The sequence below is a fragment of the Pseudomonas nabeulensis genome (assembly GCF_004682045.1).
GTDB lineage: Bacteria > Pseudomonadota > Gammaproteobacteria > Pseudomonadales > Pseudomonadaceae > Aquipseudomonas > Aquipseudomonas nabeulensis.
In genome coordinates this window covers 37,991-60,938 of sequence record NZ_QUZT01000026.1, presented here as the reverse complement: position 1 = coordinate 60,938, position 22,948 = coordinate 37,991, and the positions used below count along the sequence as shown (strand labels likewise).

16 protein-coding genes are annotated in these 22,948 nt (G+C 61.5%); 10 read left to right on the top strand and 6 right to left on the bottom strand.

The annotated features are described in order from the left end of the window. Window positions 1–101 precede the first annotated feature (101 nt). The gene (gene csrA / locus DYL61_RS15335; RefSeq protein ID WP_135309004.1) at window positions 102–305 is read left to right on the top strand and encodes a carbon storage regulator CsrA; all 204 of its coding nucleotides are present in this window, start codon (window positions 102–104) and stop codon (window positions 303–305) included. 18 nt (window positions 306–323) lie between these two features. Here csrA and DYL61_RS15330 read toward each other — a convergent pair whose 3' ends face one another. The 4 genes from DYL61_RS15330 to DYL61_RS15315 all read right to left on the bottom strand — a co-directional run bounded on the left by DYL61_RS15330 (window position 324) and on the right by DYL61_RS15315 (window position 5,485). Further along, window positions 324–551 carry a YheU family protein gene (locus DYL61_RS15330; protein WP_003192759.1) on the bottom strand — a complete coding sequence of 76 codons (228 nt, stop codon included), beginning with the start codon at window positions 549–551 and terminating at the stop codon, window positions 324–326. A 69-nt stretch (window positions 552–620) separates the two neighbouring features. Then, complete coding sequence (locus DYL61_RS15325; RefSeq protein ID WP_135309003.1) at window positions 621–1,805, bottom strand: osmoprotectant NAGGN system M42 family peptidase; 1,185 nt, start codon at window positions 1,803–1,805, stop codon at window positions 621–623. Window positions 1,806–1,975: 170 nt separating this feature from the next. Further along, window positions 1,976–3,709 carry an N-acetylglutaminylglutamine synthetase gene (gene ngg / locus DYL61_RS15320; protein WP_135309002.1) on the bottom strand — a complete coding sequence of 578 codons (1,734 nt, stop codon included), beginning with the start codon at window positions 3,707–3,709 and terminating at the stop codon, window positions 1,976–1,978. Window positions 3,710–3,712: 3 nt separating this feature from the next. Next, a complete protein-coding gene (locus tag DYL61_RS15315; RefSeq protein ID WP_135309001.1) occupies window positions 3,713–5,485 on the bottom strand; it encodes an N-acetylglutaminylglutamine amidotransferase in 1,773 nt (590 codons plus the stop codon). Between the two features lie 310 nt (window positions 5,486–5,795). Between DYL61_RS15315 and DYL61_RS15310 the strand changes: the two genes are divergently transcribed. Beyond that, window positions 5,796–10,622, top strand: coding sequence for an NEL-type E3 ubiquitin ligase domain-containing protein (locus DYL61_RS15310; RefSeq protein WP_135309000.1), 4,827 nt, complete (start codon window positions 5,796–5,798; stop codon window positions 10,620–10,622). A 6-nt stretch (window positions 10,623–10,628) separates the two neighbouring features. On the opposite strand, the gene mnmC is transcribed toward DYL61_RS15310, so the two are convergent. Next, complete coding sequence (mnmC, locus tag DYL61_RS15305; protein ID WP_135308999.1) at window positions 10,629–12,608, bottom strand: bifunctional tRNA (5-methylaminomethyl-2-thiouridine)(34)-methyltransferase MnmC2/FAD-dependent 5-carboxymethylaminomethyl-2-thiouridine(34) oxidoreductase MnmC1; 1,980 nt, start codon at window positions 12,606–12,608, stop codon at window positions 10,629–10,631. Window positions 12,609–12,749: 141 nt separating this feature from the next. Here mnmC and pap point away from each other — a divergent pair, with 141 nt between their 5' ends. The 3 genes from pap (at window position 12,750) to DYL61_RS15285 (ending at window position 16,863) form a co-directional block, all read left to right on the top strand. Then, window positions 12,750–14,261 carry a polyphosphate:AMP phosphotransferase gene (pap, locus tag DYL61_RS15300; protein WP_135308998.1) on the top strand — a complete coding sequence of 504 codons (1,512 nt, stop codon included), beginning with the start codon at window positions 12,750–12,752 and terminating at the stop codon, window positions 14,259–14,261. Between the two features lie 269 nt (window positions 14,262–14,530). Continuing rightward, on the top strand, window positions 14,531–15,715 hold the full coding sequence (locus tag DYL61_RS15290) for a thiolase family protein (protein ID WP_135308996.1): 1,185 nt from the start codon (window positions 14,531–14,533) through the stop codon (window positions 15,713–15,715). 191 nt (window positions 15,716–15,906) lie between these two features. After that, window positions 15,907–16,863: a DMT family transporter gene (locus DYL61_RS15285; RefSeq protein WP_135308995.1), complete on the top strand. Its 957-nt coding sequence runs from the start codon at window positions 15,907–15,909 to the stop codon at window positions 16,861–16,863. On the opposite strand, the gene DYL61_RS15280 is transcribed toward DYL61_RS15285, so the two are convergent. Continuing rightward, the gene (locus tag DYL61_RS15280; protein ID WP_135308994.1) at window positions 16,860–18,242 is read right to left on the bottom strand and encodes a class II fumarate hydratase; all 1,383 of its coding nucleotides are present in this window, start codon (window positions 18,240–18,242) and stop codon (window positions 16,860–16,862) included. The genes DYL61_RS15285 and DYL61_RS15280 overlap by 4 nt on opposite strands. Window positions 18,243–18,423: 181 nt before the next feature. On the opposite strand from DYL61_RS15280, the gene DYL61_RS15275 reads away from it, so the two are divergent. The 5 genes from DYL61_RS15275 (at window position 18,424) to DYL61_RS15255 (ending at window position 22,892) form a co-directional block, all read left to right on the top strand. Further along, a complete protein-coding gene (locus DYL61_RS15275; RefSeq protein WP_105694968.1) occupies window positions 18,424–18,942 on the top strand; it encodes a DUF2059 domain-containing protein in 519 nt (172 codons plus the stop codon). Between the two features lie 6 nt (window positions 18,943–18,948). After that, window positions 18,949–19,242: a BolA family protein gene (locus DYL61_RS15270; protein WP_135308993.1), complete on the top strand. Its 294-nt coding sequence runs from the start codon at window positions 18,949–18,951 to the stop codon at window positions 19,240–19,242. 274 nt (window positions 19,243–19,516) lie between these two features. Further along, window positions 19,517–20,458 carry an oxygen-dependent tRNA uridine(34) hydroxylase TrhO gene (trhO, locus tag DYL61_RS15265; RefSeq protein WP_135308992.1) on the top strand — a complete coding sequence of 314 codons (942 nt, stop codon included), beginning with the start codon at window positions 19,517–19,519 and terminating at the stop codon, window positions 20,456–20,458. A gap of 36 nt (window positions 20,459–20,494) precedes the next feature. Beyond that, on the top strand, window positions 20,495–21,097 hold the full coding sequence (locus DYL61_RS15260) for a DsbA family protein (protein ID WP_193559444.1): 603 nt from the start codon (window positions 20,495–20,497) through the stop codon (window positions 21,095–21,097). Next, a complete protein-coding gene (locus DYL61_RS15255) occupies window positions 21,090–22,892 on the top strand; it encodes an ABC transporter ATP-binding protein (protein ID WP_135308990.1) in 1,803 nt (600 codons plus the stop codon). Before DYL61_RS15260 ends, DYL61_RS15255 begins: the two co-directional genes overlap by 8 nt. The last annotated feature ends 56 nt before the right edge of the window (window positions 22,893–22,948 follow it).

Sequence of the window (22,948 nt, the reverse complement as noted above, 5' to 3'; positions counted from 1 at the left end):
CTGTTGGTGTGGGTTGTATCTGATTTTGTGGGAAGGCATTGATGCCCTGTACCCCAACGCGCATGGTCGAAGTCCTTTCACTGTAAATAAGGACACCCGCCATGCTGGTCCTAAGCCGCGCCGTAGGCGAAGTTATCTCCATCGGCGATGACATCGCCGTGCACATCCTTGAACTGAACGGCACCCAGGTGAAATTAGGCGTTGAAGCGCCGGCCGGGGTGCACGTTCATCGTGCCGAGGTTCACCAGAAGATCCTCGATCGCCAGGGCGCCGTCACCCATCCGGTGCAGGTGCCCAACCTCTAAGCTCAGTCGAACATAAGCTCAGTCGAACAGATGTTTGGGTACATCGTGCTTGAGCATCAACTGGCACTGCTCGCTTTCCGGGTCGAACACGATCAGCGCCTGGCCTTTGGTCAGCGCTTGGCGCACACGCAGCACGCGAGTTTCCAGGGGGGTGTCGTCGCCGTTGTCGGTGCCATCACGGGTGACGAAGTCTTCGATCAGACGTGTCAGGGTGTCGACTTCAAGTGCGTCGTAGGGAATCAGCATACAGGCCTCAGGTGTTAAGTCCCGGCGATGCTACTGCGCCGGGACTCTTGTTACCAGCAGTTGCCTGCGTCAGGACTTATTGCCCACCAGGCTATCTACCGACGGCACCCGTGTGTCGCTCTCCATCTGCGTCTCATGCTCCAGTTGATGACTGAACCGGTCCAGTGAGCCCTGGGCCGGTTGCGCATCGCTGGCGAACACCGGCGGGCTGAGGATGTACGCGCCCAACAAGCGGCTCAGCGCTGCAAGGCTGTCGATATGGGTGCGTTCGTAGCCATGGGTCGCATCGCAACCGAATGCCAGCAATGCGGTACGGATATCGTGGCCCGCCGTCACAGCAGAATGGGCATCGCTGAAGTAGTAACGAAACAGGTCGCGACGTACCGGCAGGTCGTTGTCCGAGGCCAAGCGCAGCAAATGCCGGGACAGGTGATAGTCATAAGGCCCGCCAGAATCCTGCATTGCCACACTCACCGCATGTTCGCTGGAATGCTGGCCGGGGGCGACCGGGGCGATATCGATGCCGACAAACTCGCTGACATCCCAGGGCAGGGCGGCGGCGGCACCGCTGCCGGTTTCCTCGGTGATGGTGAACAGCGGATGGCAGTCGATCAGCAACGGCTCGCCGCTGTCGACGATGGCCTTGAGCGCGGCGAGCAGCGCGGCGACGCCGGCTTTATCGTCCAGGTGACGGGCGCTGATATGCCCGCTCTCGGTGAACTCGGGCAGAGGGTCGAAGGCTACATAATCACCCACGCTGATGCCTAGGGAGTCGCAGTCGGCGCGGGTCGCGCAGTAGGCGTCCAGGCGCAGCTCCACGTGGTCCCAGCTCACCGGCATTTCATCCACGGCGGTGTTGAACGCGTGTCCGGAGGCCATCAGCGGCAACACACTGCCGCGGATCACGCCGTTATCGGTAAACAGGCTGACCCGGCTGCCTTCGGCAAAGCGGCTCGACCAGCAGCCCACCGGCGCCAGGCTCAGGCGGCCATTGTCCTTGATCGCACGCACGGCGGCGCCGATGGTATCCAGGTGCGCGGAGACCGCACGGTCGGGGCTGTTTTTCTGGCCCTTGAGGGTGGCGCGAATGGTGCCGCGCCGGGTCATTTCGAACGGAATGCCGAGTTCTTCCAGGCGCTCGGCGACGTAGCGCACGATGGTGTCGGTGAACCCGGTGGGGCTGGGAATGGCGAGCATTTCCAGCAGGACTTTTTGCAGATAGTTCAGGTCGGGTTCGGGGATGGTGCGGCTCATAAAGACTCCTCTTGGCTTGAGGGTATGGGGTGCTTTCAAGGGCCTCATCGGGGGCAAGTCGAATCGTCGCACCGCCCCTCCCACACTAGAAGGTATTCACAATTCAAAATGTGGGAGGGGGCTTGCCCCCGATGGGGCCAGAACAGTCACCCCACCTCTCAAGCACTCAGCTAACTATGGGGAAACAACAAATCCACAAACCGCTCAGCCGTCGGCTGCGGTTCATGATTGGCCAGTCCGGCCCGTTCGTTGGCTTCGATAAACACATACTCGGGTTGATCGGCGGCGGGCACCATCAGGTCCAGGCCCACCATGGGAATGTCCAGGGTGCGGGCGGCGCGCACGGCGGCGTCCACCAGTGTGGGGTGCAGGATCGCGGTGACATCTTCCAGGCAACCGCCGGTGTGCAGGTTGGCGGTGCGGCGCACGGCCAGGGTTTTACCCCGTGGCAGGATGCTGCTGTAGTCGTAGCCGGCGGCGTGCAGGGTGCGTTCGGTTTCAGCGTCGACAGGGATTTTGCTTTCCCCATCGGTTGCGGCCTGGCGTCGACGACTTTGTGCTTCGATCAATGCGCCGATGGAATGATGACCGTCACCGGTCACTTCGGCAGGGCGGCGAATCGCGGCGGCAACCACCTCGAAGCCGATCACCAGAATGCGCAGGTCCAGGCCTTCGTGAAAGCTTTCCAGCAACACCCGCGTGTCGAACTGCCGCGCCGCCTCAATCGCCTGCTGCACCTCTTCGATGCTCTGCAAATCCACGGCCACGCCCTGGCCTTGCTCGCCATCCAGCGGCTTGACCACGACACGCTGGTGCTCATCGAGAAACTCCAGGTTGTCATCCGCACTGCCCGCCAATTGTTGCGAGGGCAGTTTCAACCCTGCTGCTTTCAGCACCTTGTGGGTCAGGCTCTTGTCCTGGCACAGGGTCATGCTGATGGCGCTGGTCAGGTCGCTCAGCGATTCACGACAACGCACGCGGCGCCCGCCGTGGCTCAAGGTGAACAAGCCCGCGTCGGCGTCATCCACCTGCACATCGATACCGCGCCGATGGGCTTCCTCGACAATGATTCGGGCATACGGGTTAAACCCCGCTTGCGGCCCAGGGCCGAGAAACAGCGGTTGGTTGATGCCGTTCTTGCGCTTGATCGCAAAGGTGGTCAGCGCGCGAAAACCCAGCTTGGCATAGAGGTTCTTGGCCTGACGGTTATCGTGCAGCACCGACAGGTCCAGGTAGCTCAAGCCACGGCTCATAAAGTGTTCCACCAGGTGGCGCACCAGCACTTCGCCCACGCCGGGGCGCGTGCATTGCGGGTCCACCGCCAGGCACCACAGGCTGCAACCGTTTTCCGGGTCATGAAAGGCCTTTTGGTGATTGAGGCCCATCACGCTGCCGATCACCGCGCCGCTGTCGTCGTCTTCCGCCAGCCAATACACCGGGCCACCTTGATGGCGCGGCGTGAGGCGTTCGGCGTCCACCGGCAACATGCCGCGCCCCTGATAGAGTTGGTTCACCGCCAGCCAATCCGCCTCGCTTTGTACCCGGCGGATACGAAAGCCGCGGAACACGCGAGTGGCAGGGCGGTAGTCGGTAAACCACAGGCGCAGGGTATCGGACGGGTCGAGAAACAGTTGCTGCGGGTCGATCCCAAGGATTTGCTGGGGCGCGGCCACGTACAGCGCGATGTCGCGTTCACCGGCCTGTTCGTTGAGCAGTTCCTGGGCCAGGCTCGACGGATCGGGGAAGGTATGCCCGATCAGCAACCGGCCCCAACCGCAATGCACGGCAATCGGTTCGGCGCTTGAGGGGCTGCCATCTTCGGCCAGTCGGGCTTGCAGGCGCTCGTACGACGGCGCCTGACCCTTGATCAAGCGTTGGCTGTAAGCCGCTGCATGGGGTTTCATCGGTCAGATTCCTTGTTCACTGAGCCACAGGTTCAGTGCCGCCAGTTGCCACAGCTTGGAGCCGCGCAGCGGGGTCAATTGGCCTTGCGGGTCGGTGAGCAGGCGGTCGAGCATCGCCGGGTTGAACAGGCCGCGATCTTGGCTCGGGTCCAGCAGCAGTTCGCGCACCCAGTTCAGGGTGTCGCCCTGCAAGTGCTTGAGGCCGGGCACCGGGAAGTAGCCTTTTTTACGGTCGATGACTTCGCTCGGGATCACGCGGCGTGCGGCCTCTTTCAAGACCTGCTTGCCGCCGTCGGGCAATTTGAATTTGCCCGGTACGCGGGCCGACAGTTCAACAAGGCGGTAGTCGAGGAACGGCGTACGCGCCTCCAGGCCCCAGGCCATGGTCATGTTGTCGACACGTTTGACCGGGTCGTCCACCAGCATCACCGTGCTGTCCAGGCGCAGGGCCTTGTCCACCGCGGCATCGGCGCCGGGCATGGCGAAATGTTCACGCACGAAGTCGCCGGCCGCGTCATTGGCAGTCAGCCATTTCGGCGCGACGGTGGCGGCGTAGTCGTCGTAGCTGCGGTCGAAGAATGCCTCGCGATACGCTGCGTAAGGATCGCTCGCGCCGTCCACCTGCGGATACCAGTGGTAGCCGGCAAACAACTCATCGGCACCCTGGCCGCTTTGCACCACTTTGCAGTGCTTGGCCACTTCCCGCGACAGCAGGTAGAAGGCGATGCAGTCATGGCTGACCATTGGCTCGCTCATGGCGCGGAATGCCGCCGGCAGTTGCTCGATGATCTCGCTTTCGGCGATGCGCAGTTGGTGATGACGGGTGCCGTAGTGCTTGGCGATCAAGTCCGAGTATTGGAATTCGTTGCCCGCTTCGCCACCGGCATCTTCAAAGCCGATGGAGAAGGTCGACAGATCTTGCACGCCTACTTCCCGCAGCAGGCCGACGAGCATGCTCGAATCGACGCCACCGGACAGCAATACGCCGACATCCACCGCCGCACGTTGGCGAATCGCCACGGCTTCGCGGGTGCTGTCGAGCACGCGGTCGGTCCAGTCTTCCAGTGTGAGGTTTTTCTCGTCATCACGTGGACCGTACGGCAGGGTCCACCAGGTTTTCTGTTCGGTCTTGCCGCTGGCATCGATGCGCATCCAGCTGGCGGGCGGCAACTTTTCAATGCCCGCGATCAAGGTGCGCGGGGCCGGCACCACGGCGTGAAAGTTGAGGTAATGGTTGAGGGCGACCGGATCGAGGATCGGGTTGATATCGCCACCCTTGAGCAACGCAGGCAATGCCGAGGCGAAACGCAAGCGCTGGCCGGTACGCGACAGGTACAGCGGTTTCACACCGAGGCGGTCACGGGCAATGAAGAGACGCTGGGTATCGCGCTCCCAGATGGCAAACGCAAACATGCCGTTGAGCTTGGGCAGCAGCGCCTCGCCCCAGGCGTGATAGCCCTTGAGCAGCACTTCGGTGTCGCCACCGGAATAGAAGGCGTAGCCCAGGGCTTCCAGCTCTTCTCGCAGTTCCGGAAAGTTGTAGATCGCACCGTTAAAGGCTAACGACAAGCCCAACTGCGCATCGACCATCGGTTGGGCCGAGCCGTCCGACAGGTCCATGATTTTCAGGCGACGATGGCCCAGGGCAATCGGGCCTTGGGCATGGAAGCCCCAGGCGTCGGGGCCACGAGGGGCCAAGTGATGGGTGATGCGCTCAATCGCAGCCAGGTCGGCAGGTTGGGCATCGAAACGTAATTCTCCAGCTAATCCGCACATAAATTCCTTACCGGTTTTTCCGTTGGGGAGGGGAAACACTCAATACGCCCAGAGGACGCGTACCCAGAAACTGACCCGATGCATTTCTGGGAGTTTTAGAACAATAAGTTATAAGCGCGCAGGCGTTGTCGCCGACGAATGAGCGTGGCGGCCCATGGGGCCTGCGCTTGAGGGGTAGTAGATAAGGTGCGCTTGGACGCAAATTCCCGGTGAATCCGACCGCTGACCGGCCCGGTATTCGAATGCATTTGCGCGCGTGGGGCGCATAGGGTGTGAAGTCATCAATGGCCGCTATGAAGGAGCGATTCTGATGACGCTAACCCCCGACTTGATTGATGCCACTCCCTCCGTGACTGCGGACGAGCTGGACACCGCGCTGCTTGACCTTTCGGGCGACCTGGACAAAGCACGCGTACTGCGCCGAACCCTGGCGCCCTGGATGATCAAGGCCAAGCTGCAAACCTTGCAGGCACTCAAGCACGCTCATATCGATAGCGAAGAGCTGCGGCGACGTGCCAAGGCTCGGTTGGCGCGCTTGCAGCCTTTGGACAAGTTCTGCGCGGCCTTGCTCAAGGATTTTCTCGCGGCCAAGGGTTTTGCCTCGCTGGACATCGAGCGCGACACCCTGGAGTTGCCAAGACGCAAACTCTCAGGGGTCAGCCCGGACCTGGGAGGCGGCCTGATACAAACCGTCACCGTGACCAAGTACAGCCTGCTACAGGCTGCGATGCAGAATTTCACCCAGGCGCAGGCCGAGGGCAGTTTGTCGATTGCCGCGCTGATCCGCTCCCATGCCACCCAGCAGCCGATTTCCGATCTGAGCGCGCTGGCATTCGTCGGCTATTGCCGTGAGTTGGATCTGGGGGAGGCCTATCAGCGGCATGTGGTCGATGTCATGGGGGTGTTGCCCAAAGACGACGACGGCCATGCAGGGATGTCCTTCAACCCGGCAGCGGCGGACATTGGCCAGTCCCGGTGCCAGGACATGCAAATTGACCTGCACATTGCATTGGGCAAGGGGCATATCAGCGAGGCCACCTATTCCCGGTTGCTTGGGCTGATCAGGATCAATCGGCCCGCCAAAGAGTCGGAGCGTTTTTTTCCGTTGGAAAAACCCTGGATATGGCAGGGGGTAAATCTGCTTGGCGCCTGTCTATGGGGCGTTTTGGTGATTTCAGATGACGTGCCAGGCCAGTTGGTCGCTGACCCCGTTGTGGTCTACATGCCCAATGAACCGAATAGACCCTGGTACGAATACGCGTCGCTGGCTGACTTCCTGTTGTACCTGACATTGAATTTGCAGGTGGCGAGTTATCGGGCGTTCTTCAAAGGGTATCTGGATGAGTCCCAGTGCCTGAGCTTTTTTACCAAGATCGATGCGCCGGGGAGTGTGGCCCGGCTGGAAGCGATGCCAGTGGTCCTGTGTTTCGAGCACTTTTTCTTCAGCGCCTGCTTGGGAAAGATTCAGATGGACGCGCAAGTACTGGCGGTGCCCAAGGCTCAAGTGGATGACGATGCAAGTGAACGGCGTTGGCTGGCTTATATGGACGTGGGCCTGGATGTGTTGAACATCGCTGCATTTGTAGTACCCGTGATCGGGCAGTTGATGATGGGTGTGGCGGTCGGTCAGTTGCTGGGAGAGATCTTCGAGGGGGTCGAGGACTGGTCCCATGGTGACAAGACCGAAGCGCTTGGACATCTGATCAACGTGGCTGAAAACATCGCCACCATGGCGCTCTTTGCCGCTGGCGGGCGAGTCGTTGGTTCGCTTAAACCATCGACGATGTCCTCGACGCACTTCTTCGACAAATTCGAAGCCGTCAGCCAGGCGCCCGAGCGATTGCGGTTATGGCGACCACGGTTGTTCCGTTATCGGCAACCGAATGTGTTGAGCGAGCATGCGGTTGCCAATGCGCAGGGGGTCTATCAAGCGAATGGTCGGTCCTATATCAAAATGGATGGCGACCTGTATTGGATCAGTTATGAGCCAGGCCAGGGGCAGTGGCGTATCAATCACCCGACTCGCGCCACGGCTTATCGGCCTGCGCTGGTGCATAACCATCAGGGCGGCTGGCAACACGTCTACGAACAAACCGAGCGCTGGCGTGACATTCACTATCAACTGTCGCGCCTGGACCCCAGGCTGGCAACGTTGCCTCATGAGCAGCTGGACGGCGTCGCCTCGATCACCGGTGTGTCCCACGACAAACTGAATCGCTTGAGCCTGGAGCACCGGCCATTGCCCGAGCGGTTTCAGGACGCGGTGGCGCGCCTGCGTCAGGACCAGAAGATCCGCGATCTGAAGCATTACTTGCAGCGCGAACTCCAACCCCCTGCGACCACCGCGCGCACTCAACTGCTGGCATTGCCATTGATGCCCGAATGGCCCACCGGGCGTTTTTTCGAAGTGCTGGATGCTAAAGGTAATCTGCTTGAAAGCTACCCGAACATGGCGCCCTTCGATTATGAAGACCTGAGTATTCATATCACCCGGGACCAGCTTGAGGCGGGGGAGGTGATGCCCACCCTGTTGCAGCAATTGAGTGAGGAGGAGCGCGCGTCGCTAGTGGGCGAGGTGGCCGAAGGGGAACAGCCTGTACAGGCATTGTCGCGGCGATTATTGCTCACACTCAAGCAACACCATCAGGCTTTGCACGAACAGTTGTACCGGGACTACAACGGTAAGGCCGTTGAAGATCTGCTGCCTTTGAACACGCGCTTCCCGCACCTGCCGAATCGGCTGGGCCGAGAGTTGCTCGCCCAGGCCAGCGACGCTCAACGCCGGCACATGCGCGGCACCGGACGGGTTCCCTTGACCCTGGCCGAGCAGGCCCGCCTGGCTGCGGACAGCGTGGAGGAAGACAAAGCCTTGCTGGGGTTGTATGTGCCGGCCCTGGCCACCGATGCGACGCGCCGTGTCACTGTCGGCCTGCTTCAACATCTTTCCGGTTGGCCAGGCGATTTGCGGTTGGAGGTTCGCTTGCAGAACCTGCGTGGCAACCTATTGGCCTCGGTGGGCCCGACAACGGCACGGCTGCGGCACACGGTGCTCAAGACGGCTGCGGGGTTTCAGGCCGTGGACGCTGCCGGAGTGTCCTTGGGGACGGAGGCGACTGGGGTGGAGGGCTTCTATCAGGCCGTGGTTGATGCGTTACCTGCCGATCGTCGTACGCGTATGAACCTAAATTCGCCCTCGGCGGCGGGGATATTGAACAATCAGGTCAAGATGACTGCGCAAACGGAACGCCGCCGTCTCGCTGGCTATCTTTGGCCGGAGCGGGCTGAGCCGGAACCCCTGGCCTTGTGTGCCCTGGCGCAGTTGCCAGCGGTCGAGCCGCCTCCGCCGGCCTTGATGCGCAAGGTCAGGAAACTGTATCCCCTATTCACGGATACTCAGATTTCAACCTTTATCCAAGAGGCAGGCGCTGACCACTTGGCGCGTGCCAGAGCGGTGGACGGCCTTGAGCAGACCTTGCGTACGTTGCACCGTGCGTTGAAAACCTGGCGCAAAGACAAATCCAGCTACACGGCCAGTGACGCGCCCTTGTGGGATTACCGCTTGAGCCGCTTTCAAGTGGCACGGGCCATTGAGCAGAGCTGGAGACGCACGGTCCTGGTGACCAACCGGTACGGTGTGAAAGTCCAGGGATTGTCGTTACAGGAATTGCTGCGAGGCCGTTTACCCACGCTGCCGCCGCAGGTGAGCTTTGACCATGTGCAGCACCTGTGCTTGAAAGGCTTGAAGCTGGACGACGATTGCGCTTATTTCCTGAAGCACTTCAAGGGGCTGCGTAGCCTGGACCTGGCCGGTAACGCACTCACCCGACTGCCCGAAGTGCTCTCGCAAATGCCGAACCTTGAGCACCTGATCCTCGCGGGTAACAGGCTGCAGTTGAACCTGTATGACCGTAGCCGTTTGGCAGACATGCGGGGCCTTCAATCGTTGAACCTCAGTGATAACCCCTTGATCGATCCACCTGACGTTAGCCGCATGTTCGAACTGCGTGAACTGATCCTGCGCGACTGTCGGCTCAAAAGCTTTCCTAAGGAAGCGTTACGATTGCCGTATCTGGAGTTGGTCGACCTGCGCCAGAACGACATCGACACGTTGCCGGACGGGGTATTCAAGTTATCTCGTCAACGGGCGCAAGCCTACAATTTGCGTCACAACCCATTGGACGCGCGAACCCAAAGGTTGCTGCAAGACTTTCGTAACAACGTCGGGACGGGGATGGGCTTTGCCGAAGATGACATTCCACGTCTGAATGAGCAGCGCGCCCGGGAATTATGGTTGGCCGATGATGGGGTTGAGCGCTATCCGGAAAAAAACCTTATCTGGGCAGGCTTCAAGGACGAGCCGGAGTCCGACAGCCTGTTCAAGTTGTTAGGTGATTTGGGCGGAACCGCGGATGCCGTCCAGGTACGTGAAGACCTGGACCGCCGCGTGTGGCGGGTGCTGGAGGCTGGGGCGCGTGATTCTGGCTTGCGTGCTGAGCTGTTTGAGCGTGCGGCCACCCCCCTTAACTGTGATGACGCGGTGGCTAACAGCTTCAGCAACCTTGAAGTGCTGGTAGAGCTGCACGAGGCGTCAAAGCGGGTGGGCAGTGGTCCGGGCACCAGTAAATCGTTGCTCGCCCTGGGCAAAGGGCTGTTCAGGCTGGACCAATTGGAGTCGTACGCCCGCAAGCACAGTGATGAGCACCCCAGTGCCGACCCGCTGGAGGTCAGCCTGGCTTATCGAACGGGGCTGGCGGATCGTTTTCACCTGCCGGGCCAGCCCCGGCATATGCGCTTCTCCCGGCTCGGCGGGGTGACGGGACAGGCCCTTGCTCAGGCAGCAGTCGAACTGCGGGCCGCCGAGCAATCGCCGCGGATGTCGCAGTACCTCGCCAGGCTGCCGTTCTGGATCAGTCACCTCAAACGTACGGCCAGCAACCTGTTTGCCGGGGTTAATCTACCGTTCAATCAACGCATGGAAACGATCTTCGAACAGGCCGAAACCCTGGGCGATGTCAGTTACCGCGAGCAGATGGACACGGTCCTGCGCGAGCAGGAACAGGCTGAACACACGGAGGTGGTGCGTCAGACCGAAGAGGCGTTGAAGGTGGATACGCTGGAAGCCTGCGACTTGCCTTGATGAGCCTCATGGCCGGGGCGCATTGCTGCGAACCAGCGCCCGTACGGCGAAGCGGTTCGGATGGCAGGCCTCGGCCACGCTGCGCGGCAGTGGCAACGGCTCGTTATCCAGCCAGGCCGTCAGCAATTCGGCGGACAGCGGTGCGGTGATCAGTCCACGTGAGCCATGGCCACTGTTGACGTACAGGCCGTCCAGCCAGGGACAGGGCGTGTCCGGCGCATGCCGGGCGTCCTTGCGCAGTACGGCGTAGGCGTCGGCGAAGGCTACCGCGTCGGCCAGCGGACCGACGATGGGCAGGTAGTCCGGGCTGGTGCAGCGGAAGGCCGCGCGACCTTGCAACGTAGCCGGCTCGAGAGTGCTGGCGCCGAGGCGTTGGGCCAGGTCTTGGGAGATGTCGCTGAGCATCGCCAGGTTACCGGCGTGGTCGGCGGCGGTGGGCGTGAGGTCATCGCTCTTGAAATCGAAGCTGGCGCCGAGGGTGTGTTCACCCAGGCGCGGCGGGGCCACATAACCTTCGGCGCACACCACGGTGGCCAGTGCCACACTCGCGGCGGTCTGCGGTAACCGGGTGATTTGCCCGCGAATACGCTTGAGGGGTAGCTCGGTGAAACGCTGTACCTCGGCGGCACCGGCCAATACCACCACGGGCGCGCTGGCCAGCAGGCGCTCGCCGTCCCAGGCTTGCCACTGGCCGTCGGCTTGGCGCAGGTCGAGTACGTCGTGGTGGGGCAGCACGGTGACGCCAGGTTGATCCGCTTGCCATTCGCACAGCGCGGGCGGATGCACCCAACCGCCTTCGGGGAAAAACAGCCCACCGTGGTCCAGGGCGATACCCGCGCGGGCTTGGGCTTGATCGCGGTCGAGCAAGTGCAGCAAATCCGGCGCAAAGGCTTCGGCCAACTGCGCCTGGCGCTGGCCCTCCTTGGCATCGAAGGCTAGTTGCAGCACGCCGCAACCCTCCCAGTCCACGCCACGGTGCAGGTGTTCCAGCAGGCGACGGGTGTGACCGAAACCGGCGACGATCATCTGCGACAGCGCCGTGCCGTGGGCGGATAGCTTGAGGTAGAGCACGCCTTGCGGATTGCCCGATGCCTCCTGGGCGAGTGCGTTGTGGCGCTCCAGCAGACTGACCTGCCAACCCCGTGCGGCGAGGCTGGCAGCGGTGGCGCACCCCGCGAGGCCGCCGCCGATCACCAGGGCTTTGCGCTCACCGGTGACCGGTGCAGGTCGGGCGAACCAGGGTTTGACGGCAGGCGGTGGGGCGGCGTCTTCGGGCCAGCCAATAAATTCCCCACGCAGGATCTCCCATTTATGGCCGATGCCCGGTGTGCGTTTCATCTTGAACCCGGCGGCGTTGATCAGCCGTCGTACCCAACCGGTGCTGGTGAACGTGCTGATGGTCGAGCCCGGCGCTGCCAGGCGTGCCAGTTTGGCAAACAGCTCGGCGGTCCACATATCAGGGTTTTTCGCCGGGGCGAAACCGTCGAGAAACCAGGCGTCAACCTGTGCATCCAACTGCGGCAATTGTTCCAGGGCATCGCCGATCAGCAGGGTCAGGGTCACACGGCCGTTATCCAGCACCAGGCGCTGGAAGCCTGGGTGGATAGCGATGTATTGCGCCAACAGTTGCTCGGCAAACGGTTGCAATTCGGGCCAGAGGGAGAGGGCGCGTTGCAGGTCGGCGTGGCTCAGCGGGTACTTTTCCACACTGACAAAATGCAGCCGCGCACCGGGCACCGCGTGTTGTTCGAACAGTTGCCAGGCGCACAGGAAATTCAAACCGGTGCCGAAACCGGTCTCGCCAATCACCAACCGCCCACCCACGGGCAGTGCCGCAAAACGTTCCTGCAAGCGGTTTTGTTCAAGGAACACGTAGCGGGTTTCTTCAAGGCCCGATTTGTCGGAGAAGTACACGTCGTCGAACACCCGCGAGTGCGGGCGACCTTGGTCGTCCCAGTCGAGCTGGGCGTGGGTGATGGGGTTCATGGGCGGCTCGGTCAAGGCAAGGCCGCTATTCTAGCCGATCAACCGGCGTGGAATTGACCCAACGCAAGCATCGATGGAATTTCCTCCCGCGTGTTGCTGCCCAATCCGCTAGTCTTGAGCTATCTTGAAACGGAGCTGCCCATGTTCGAATCCGCCGAAATCGGTCACGCCATCGACAAAGACACCTACGAGGCCGAAGTACCGGCCCTGCGTGAAGCCCTGTTGGAAGTGCAGTACGAGCTGCAACAGCAGAAGCGCTTCCCGGTAATCGTGCTGATCAACGGCATCGAAGGCGCCGGCAAGGGCGAGACCGTCAAGTTGCTCAGTGAATGGATGGACCCGCGCCTGATCGAAGTGCGTACCTTCGACCAACAGACCGACGAAGAGCTGGCCCGCCCACCGGCCTGGCGTTACTGGCGGCAATTGCCGGCCAAGGGCCGCATGGGGATTTTCTTCGGTAACTGGTACAGCCAGATGTTGCAGGCGCGGGTGCACGGGCAGATCAAGGATGCCCGCCTGGACCAGGCCATCGCCGGTGCCGAGCGCCTGGAAAAGATGCTGTGTGATGAAGGCGCGCTGATCTTCAAGTTCTGGTTTCACCTGTCCAAGAAGCAAATGAAAGCACGGCTCAAGGCCCTGGCCGACGACCCGCTGCACAGCTGGCGCATCAGCCCGCTGGACTGGCAGCAGTCCGAGACCTACGACAAGTTCGTGCACTTCGGTGAACGTGTGCTGCGTCGCACCAGCCGCGACTATGCGCCGTGGCATGTGATCGAAGGCGTAGACAGCAACTACCGTAGCCTCACCGTCGGCAAGTTGCTGCTCGAGGGCATTCAAAATGCACTGAAGTTGCCCAAGGGCAAGGCCAGCGGCATGAACCCGGCGCCACTGATCGCCGCAGTGGACAAAAAGAGCCTGCTGGACAGCCTCGACCTGACTCAGCGCCTGGACAAGGACGATTACGAAGAACAACTGATTACCGAGCAGGCACGCTTCTCCGGCCTGATGCGTGACAAACGCATGCGCAAGCACGCACTGGTCACCGTATTTGAAGGCAACGACGCGGCGGGCAAGGGCGGTGCGATCCGTCGTGTCGCGGCAGCACTCGACCCGCGCCAGTACCACATCGTGCCGATTGCTGCGCCCAGCGAAGACGAGCGCGCCCAGCCATACCTGTGGCGGTTCTGGCAGAAGATCCCGGCGCGGAGCATGTTCACCGTGTTCGACCGTTCGTGGTACGGCCGTGTGCTGGTGGAGCGTATCGAAGGCTTCTGCACCCCGGCGGACTGGATGCGCGCCTATGGCGAGATCAATGACTTTGAAGAGCAACTGCGCGATGCGGGCGTAATCGTGGTCAAGTTCTGGCTGGCCATCGACAAGCAAACCCAACTGGAACGCTTCCAGGCACGCGAAGAGATCCCGTTCAAGCGCTTCAAGATCACCGAAGACGATTGGCGCAACCGCGAAAAATGGGACGACTACCGCGCCGCCGTGGGCGATATGGTCGACCGCACCAGCACCGAAATCGCGCCCTGGACCCTGGTAGAAGCCAATGACAAGCGCTGGGCGCGGGTCAAGGTGCTGCGCACGATCAACCGGGCGTTGGAAGACGCGTTCGACAAGTCCGACAAGCACGATAAAAAGAAGAAATAACCTGTGGCGGTGCTGTTCTGTGGCGAGGGAGCTTGCTCCCGTTGGGCTGCGCAGCAGCCCTGATCAAAACACCTCCGTGTGCCATGCAAACGCGCATCGGCTGATTTGGGGCCGCTTCGCAGCCCAGCGCGAGCAAGCTCGCTCGCCACAGGGTGCGGGGTGCGGGGTGCCCATGCTTTTGCATATGCGGGGTGAATGATCATCGCGATTGGGCAGGGCTGGATCTATCCTCGATCCATCTCCCAACCATCACAAGATCGAGGTAGCCCATGCGTGAAGTAGTGATCGTCGACAGCGTACGAACCGGCCTGGCCAAATCCTTTCGCGGCAAGTTCAACCAGACCCGTCCGGATGACATGGCGGCCCATTGCGTCAACGCGTTGCTCGTCCGCAACGGCATCGACCCGGCGACGGTGGAAGACTGCATTGTTGGCGCCGGCTCCAATGAAGGTGCGCAGGGCTACAACATCGGGCGCAATGTGGCGGTGCTGTCGCAACTGGGCACCGGCACGGCGGGGATGACCCTCAACCGGTTCTGCTCATCGGGCTTGCAGGCGATTGCAATTGCCGCCAACCAGATCGCTTCGGGTTGCAGCGACATCATTGTTGCCGGTGGCGTGGAGTCCATCAGCCTGACCATGAAAAGCGTCAACACCGACAACCTGATCAACCCGCTGCTAAAGGAGCAGGTGCCGGGTATTTACTTTCCCATGGGCCAGACCGCCGAAATCGTCGCCCGTCGCTACAACGTCAGCCGCGAAGAGCAGGACCTGTACGCCCTGCAAAGCCAACAGCGCACCGCTCAGGCCCAGGCCGATGGCTTGTTCAATGACGAAATCGTGCCGATGGCGGTCAAGTACAAGGTCGAGGACAAGAACACCGGTGAAGTCCAGGTACTCGACGGCGTGGTGGATCGCGACGACTGCAACCGCCCCGACACCACCCTGGCCAGTTTGCAGGGCTTGAAACCGGTGTTTGCCGAAGACGGTTCGGTGACGGCGGGCAATTCCTCGCAGCTTTCCGACGGTGCCTCCATGACCCTGGTGATGAGTCTGGAGAAAGCCTTGGCGCTGGGCCTCAAGCCCAAGGCGTTTTTCCGTGGCTTTACCGTGGCCGGTTGCGAGCCGGACGAGATGGGTATCGGCCCGGTATTCTCGGTGCCCAAATTGCTCAAGGCCAAGGGCCTGCAGGTGGCGGATATCGACCTGTGGGAACTCAACGAAGCGTTCGCATCCCAGTGCCTGTATGCGCGCAATCGCCTGGAGATTGATAACGCCAAGTACAACGTCAATGGCGGCTCGATCTCCATCGGCCATCCCTTCGGCATGACCGGCTCGCGGCAGGTGGGGCATCTGGTGCGTGAGCTGCAACGACGCAACCTGCGCTACGGCATCGTCACCATGTGCGTGGGCGGCGGCATGGGCGCCACAGGCCTGTTCGAAGCCGTGCGCTAATTTCAATTGGCTAAATGAGGTCAATGTGGGAGGGGGCTTGCCCCCGATGGCGGTGTGTCAGCCACTGCATTTGTAGCTGGCCCACCACTATCGGGGGCAAGCCCCCTCCCACATTTGAACTGCAGCGTATCGCGAATCGTGTTCTTCCCCCTAGAATGCCCACTCCACTTCCTCTGGCCTCTGGGGCACTCATGCACATTTCTTCCGGCCGCTGGGTCTATGGTTTCCTCCTGACCCTGCTGACCGCGTTTCTCTGGGGCATCCTGCCGATCAAACTCAAGCAAGTGCTGCAGGTGATGGACCCAATCACCGTCACCTGGTTTCGCCTGACGGTGGCCGGTGGTTGCCTGTTCATCTACCTCGCACTCACCAAACGCCTGCCCAGTCCCAAGGTGCTCGGCCCCAAGGGTAAATGGCTGGTAGGCATGGCCGTGTGCGGCTTGGTCGGCAACTACGTGTTGTACCTGGTGGGCCTGCAAATGCTCAGCCCTGGCACCGCGCAACTGGTGGTGCAGATGGGCCCGATCTTCCTGATGATTGCCAGCGTGTTTGTGTTCAAGGAGCGGTTCAGCCTGGGCCAGGTGTTGGGGCTGGTGGTGTTGATCTGTGGTTTCGGCTTGTTCTTCAACCAGCGCCTCACGGAATTGCTCACGTCCCTGGGGACTTATACCGCTGGCGTGCTGACGATCCTGCTCGCGACTTCTATCTGGGTGTTCTACGCCCTGGGCCAGAAGCAACTGCTGACGGTGTGGAATTCGCTGCAAGTGATGATGGTGATTTACCTCTCCTGCGCGCTACTGCTTACGCCTTGGGCCCATCCCTTGGAAGCGCTGGACCTGAGCCCATTGCAAGGCTGGCTGTTGCTGGCCTGCTGCATGAACACGCTGGTGGCCTACGGTGCGTTTGCCGAAGCGCTGGCGCACTGGGAAGCGTCACGAGTCAGTGCAACACTGGCGTTGACGCCCTTGGTGACCTTTGTCGCGGTGGCCCTGTCGGCCTGGTTGTGGCCGGACTATGTGCAGGCCGAAGAGATCAACGCCCTGGGCTATGCCGGGGCACTGGTGGTGGTGCTGGGGTCGGCGACCGTGGCACTCGCGCCGTCGCTGATTGCCGGGCTCAAGGCCCGGCGGTTGCGCATGGCGTCTTAGCTGCCCAGCATGTTTTCCGGGCGAACCCACTGGTCGAACTCGGCGTCGGTGAGGTAGCCCAGGTCCAGGGCGGCCTCGCGCAGTGTCAGCCCTTCGGCATAGGCCTTCTTGGCGATCTCTGCGGACTTGTCATAACCGATATGCGGGTTGAGCGCCGTCACCAGCATCAGCCCGCGTTCCAGGTGTTCGGCCATCTGCACGGCGTCGGGCTCAAGCCCGGCCACGCAATGTTCCTGGAAGTTATTACAGCCGTCGGCCAGCAGGCGGATTGACTCCAGCAGGTTATGGATGATCACCGGTTTGTACACGTTCAACTGCAAGTGGCCTTGGCTGGAGGCGATGCCGATGGTCACGTCATTGCCCAGCACCTGGCAGGCCAGCATTGACAACGCTTCGCACTGGGTGGGATTGACCTTGCCGGGCATGATCGAGCTGCCCGGCTCGTTGGCTGGCAACTTGACCTCGGCCAGCCCGGCGCGCGGGCCGGAGCCCAGCAGGCGCAGGTCGTTGGCGATTTTCATCAGGGCCACGGCCAGGGTTTTCAGCGCGCCGTGCAGGGTGACCAAGGGCTCATGGCCGGAGAGGGCGGCGAACTTGTTCGGTGCCGTGACGAACGGCAGACCCGAAAGTGCGGCCAGCTCGGAAGCAATCGCCTCGCCAAAACCGTGGGGCGCATTCAGCCCGGTGCCCACGGCGGTGCCACCCTGAGCCAGCTCGCACACGGCGGGCAGGGCGCTGCGCACGGCACGTTCGGCGTAGTCGAGCTGGGCGATAAACGCCGAGAGTTCCTGGCCGAAGGTGATCGGCGTGGCGTCCATCATGTGGGTGCGGCCGGTTTTCACCAGCTTCATGTGCTGCGCGGCCAGTTCGGCCAAGCCACCGGAGAGCGTGGCGATGGCGGGCAGCAAACGCTGATGCACCGCTTGTACCGCCGCGATGCTCATCGCGGTAGGAAAGCAGTCATTCGAACTTTGGGAGCGGTTCACGTGATCGTTGGGGTGTACCGGGCTTTTGCCACCCCGTTGATTGCCCGCCAGTTCGTTGGCGCGGCCGGCGATCACTTCGTTGGCGTTCATGTTGCTTTGGGTGCCGCTGCCGGTCTGCCAGACCACCAAGGGGAACTGGTCGTCGTGTTGGCCGGCAAGTACTTCGTCGGCGGCCTGTTCGATCAGTCGGGCGATATCGGCGGGGAGGTCGCCGTTGCGGTCGTTGACCCGTGCGGCGGCTTTCTTGATCAGGGCCAGGGCGTGCAATACCGCCAGTGGCATGCGTTGCTCGCCGATGGCGAAATTCACCAGCGAACGTTGGGTCTGGGCGCCCCAGTAAGCGTCATCCGGGACCTTCACATCTCCCAGGCTGTCGGTTTCGATACGGCTCATCGGGCACTCTCCTTGAAGTCGGTTTGCGCAGTTTAGGCCGTGATCGGCCGGGTGGGTTCCATTAAAGACTTTTCATCGGCTAATCCACGCCCGACAAGGCCCGGGGTTGAGCCATAAGGTTTATTAGGCGCAGAATGGGCGCCCTTGGGGTCTTACCTCGCCTGCTAGAAAAGGAAACTCGATGACTCGTCTTCGTGCCATCTGTACCGCGGTTGCTCTGGTTTGCGCCAGCGGCCAGGTTCTCGCCGATACCGCCAGCCACAACGCCAGTGCCGAAGCCTTCCTTACCCTGGCTCACGCCGACAAGCTGGGTACCCCGGTGTACATGCAAGTGCAGCAAATGTTCGCCCAGCGTTTCGAACAGACCAAGGCGCCTGCCGCCAAGCAGTCCGTACTGGACAGCTACCAGGCCAAGGCCAACGCCGCCCTCGACCAGGCTATTGGCTGGAATAAGCTGAAGCCGGACATGGTCAAGCTCTACACCACCAATTTCAGCGAATCCGAACTCAAGGACCTGGTCGCGTTCTACCAGTCGCCACTGGGCAAGAAAGTCCTGGAAAAAATGCCGCAACTGACCCAGCAATCGGCCCAGATGACCCAAGCCAAGCTGGAAAGCGCCGTGCCGGTGGTGAACAAGCTGTTGGAAGACATGACCAACGAGCTGACGCCCAAAGCCGCCGCTCCGGCCAAGAAGAAGTAAGCAGGAATGACCATGCAACAGCGTATCGAAACGGCGCTTGCCGCCCTGGGCACCGACCATTTGAGCGTGCTGGATGAAAGCCATATGCACAGCCGTGGGTTGCAGACCCACTTCAAGGCCGTGCTGGTCAGCCCGCAGTTCGAGGGGCTCAACCGCGTCAAGCGCCACCAGAAGGTCTACGCCATTTTGGGAGACCTGATGAGCGAATTTCATGCGCTGGCGCTGCATACCTACACGCCTGAGGAATGGGCGAAAATCGACGCAGCCCCGGCCTCGCCGACCTGCGCTGGCGGACACTGACACGGTAGTGTGTCGGCCTGCTGTGGCGAGGGAGCTTGCTCCCGCTGGGCTGCGCAGCAGCCCCAATACCGGCCACCGCGATCTTTCTGAAAGATTGCAATCGCCTGGTTGGGGCCGCTTCGCGGCCCAGCGGGAGCAAGCTCCCTCGCCACAGTAAAGAGGCGGTCCATAAACGTCGCCAATTTGTTAGAATCCGCAACGCGCCGCTTAGCCGGCGCGTTTTTTTTGCATCCGGTTCACCCTTTGCGAGGGTAGCCACCTGGAGAGAACACCCATGACTCAACCGATTGTCGTGGCGGCACTGTATAAGTTCGTCACCCTCGAAGACTACGTCGCCCTGCGCGAGCCACTGCTGCAGGCGATGGTCGACAACGGCATCAAAGGCACCTTGCTGATCGCCGAAGAAGGCATCAACGGCACCGTCTCCGGTAGCCGCGAAGGCATTGATGGCCTGATCGCCTGGCTGAAAAACGACCCGCGCATGGTCGACATCGACCACAAAGAATCCTATTGCGACGAGCAGCCGTTCTACCGCACCAAGGTCAAGCTCAAGAAAGAGATCGTGACCCTGGGCGTCGAAGGCGTCGACCCGAACAAAAAAGTCGGCACTTACGTCGACCCGCAGGACTGGAACGCGCTGATCAGCGACCCGGAAGTGCTGTTGATCGACACCCGTAACGACTACGAAGTGTCCATCGGCACTTTTGAAGGCGCGATCGATCCGAAAACTACCAGTTTTCGCGAATTTCCCGACTATATCAAAGCCAACTTCGACCCCGCCAAGCACAAGAAGGTCGCCATGTTCTGCACCGGCGGCATTCGTTGCGAGAAGGCGTCGAGCTACATGCTCAGCGAAGGGTTCGATGAGGTGTATCACCTCAAGGGCGGCATCCTGAAATACCTCGAAGAGGTGCCTCAGGAAGAAACCAAATGGCAGGGCGACTGCTTTGTTTTCGACAATCGCGTCACCGTGCGCCACGACTTGAGCGAAGGCGACTACGATCAATGTCATGCCTGCCGCACACCGGTGAGTGTCGAAGACCGCGCATCCGAGCACTACGTGGCTGGCATCAGCTGCCCGCATTGCTGGGACAAACTGCCGGAGAAGACCCGCCGTAGCGCCATCGACCGGCAAAAGCAGATCGAGCTGGCCAAGGCCCGCAACATGCCGCACCCGATTGGTTTCAACTATAAGCAAGCACCTTCCGAGGCCTGAGTCATGTCCGCACGCCTGCTCTACGTAATGGACCCGATGTGTTCCTGGTGCTGGGGCTTTGCCCCGGTGGCCAAGGCGTTGGTGGAGCAGGCCCAGGCGGCCGGCGTGGAGCTGCACCTGGTGGTGGGCGGTTTGCGCACCGGCAGTGGCGCGGCCCTGGAGCCGACCACGCGGCGTTATATCCTTGAACACTGGCAGGCGGTTACCGAGGCCACTGGCCAGCCGTTCACGCGCGAAGGCGCGTTGCCCGATGGCTTTGTGTATGACACCGAGCCTGCGTGCCGCGCCATCGTGACGGCACGCAGCCTGGCGCCGGATTGCGCATGGACGCTGCTGGGGCTGATCCAGCATGCGTTTTATGTGGAGGGCCGCGATGTGACCCTCGCCAGCGTGCTGGTGGAGCTGGCCGAGGAGGCGGGCATCCCGCGTATCGAGTTTGCCGGCGCGTTTGACCGTGCCGAGCAACACGCCGCGACGGCCGCCGATTTTACCTGGGTCCAGGACCTGGGCATCGCCGGTTTCCCGACCCTGCTGGCCGAGCGCAATGGCCAATTGGCGTTGCTGACCAATGGTTACCAGCCGCTGTCCGAGCTGTCGCCTCTATTGGGCCGATGGCTGGAGCGAGCAAGCTGTGCATGACCAGCCACAACGCACCGACCGACTGACCTGGGCGGAAATCCGCCGCCTGGCCTTGCGTCACAAGAAATCCCTGTGGATCGCCAACGGCGTCGCCGTGCTGGCGACCCTGTGCAGCGTACCGATCCCGCTGTTGTTGCCGTTGCTGGTGGACGAAGTGCTGCTGGGCCATGGCGATGCCGCGCTCAAGGTGATGAACCACGCATTGCCCTTGGGTTGGCAGAAGGCCGCCGGTTATATCGGCCTGATGCTGTTGGTCACGCTGTTTTTGCGCTGCGGTGCGCTGGTGTTCAACGTGGTACAGGCGCGATTGTTTGCACGTTTGGCCAAGGACATCGTCTACCGCATCCGCGTGCGCCTGATCGAACGGCTCAAGCGCATCTCCCTGGGCGAATACGAAAGCCTGGGCAGCGGGACCGTCACCACGCATCTGGTCACCGACCTGGACACCCTGGACAAATTCGTCGGCGAAACCCTTAGCCGCTTTCTTGTCGCGATGCTGACACTGGTCGGCACCTCGGCGATCCTGGTGTGGATGCATTGGCAACTGGCGCTGCTGATCCTGCTGTTCAACCCGCTGGTGATCTACGCCACGGTGCAATTGGGCAAACGCGTCAAGCACCTGAAAAAGCTGGAGAACGACAGCACGTCGCGCTTCACCCAGGCGCTCACTGAAACCTTGGATGCGATCCAGGAGGTGCGCGCCGGCAACCGCCAGGGCTTTTTCCTCGGGCGCTTGGGCCAGCGTGCCCAGGAAGTGCGCGACTACGCGATCAACTCCCAGTGGAAAAGCGACGCCTCCAGCCGCGCCAGTGGCTTGTTGTTCCAGTTCGGCATCGACATCTTCCGTGCCGCGGCGATGCTCACCGTGTTGTTTTCCGACCTGTCCATCGGCCAGATGCTCGCGGTGTTCAGCTACCTGTGGTTCATGATCGGCCCGGTGGAGCAACTGCTGAACCTGCAATACGCCTACTACGCGGCGGGCGGGGCGCTGACGCGGATCAACGAGCTGCTGGCCCGTGCCGACGAACCGCAGTATGCCGGGGGTGAAGACCCGTTCACTGGGCATGAGACCGTGGGGATCGAAGTGCGTGGCCTCGATTTTGGCTACGGTGAAGACCTGGTGCTCGACCAGTTGAACCTGACGATTGCACCGGGTGAGAAGGTCGCGATTGTCGGCGCCAGCGGCGGCGGTAAAAGTACCCTGGTGCAGCTGTTGCTGGGGCTCTATACCGCGAAGGCCGGCAGCATTCGTTTTGGCGGGGCCACCCAGCAGGAAATCGGTTTGGAGACCATTCGCGAGCACGTCGCGGTAGTGCTGCAACACCCGGCGCTGTTCAACGACACCGTGCGCGCCAACCTGACCATGGGCCGCGAACGTACCGACCAGGCCTGCTGGCAGGCACTGGAAATTGCCCAACTGGATGCTACCGTCAAGGCGTTGCCCCAGGGTTTGGACAGCGTGGTGGGACGTTCCGGGGTACGCTTCTCCGGCGGGCAGCGCCAACGTCTGGCGATTGCACGCATGGTATTGGCCGAACCGAAAGTGGTGATCCTTGATGAGGCCACTTCCGCGCTGGACGCCGCCACGGAGTACAACTTGCACCAGGCGCTGGCGCGGTTTCTCAGCGGCCGTACTACACTGATTATCGCCCACCGTCTGTCGGCGGTTAAGCAAGCCGATCGAGTCTTGGTGTTTGACGGCGGTCACATTGCAGAGGATGGCGACCATCAGCAGTTGATTGCCGATGGCGGCCTGTACGCCAAGCTATATGGACACTTGCAACAGGTGCGTTGATTTGGCCAAGGCCGAGCTACCGGGAGCGAATTTTCGCGTGCGTATCCAGCAGTGCA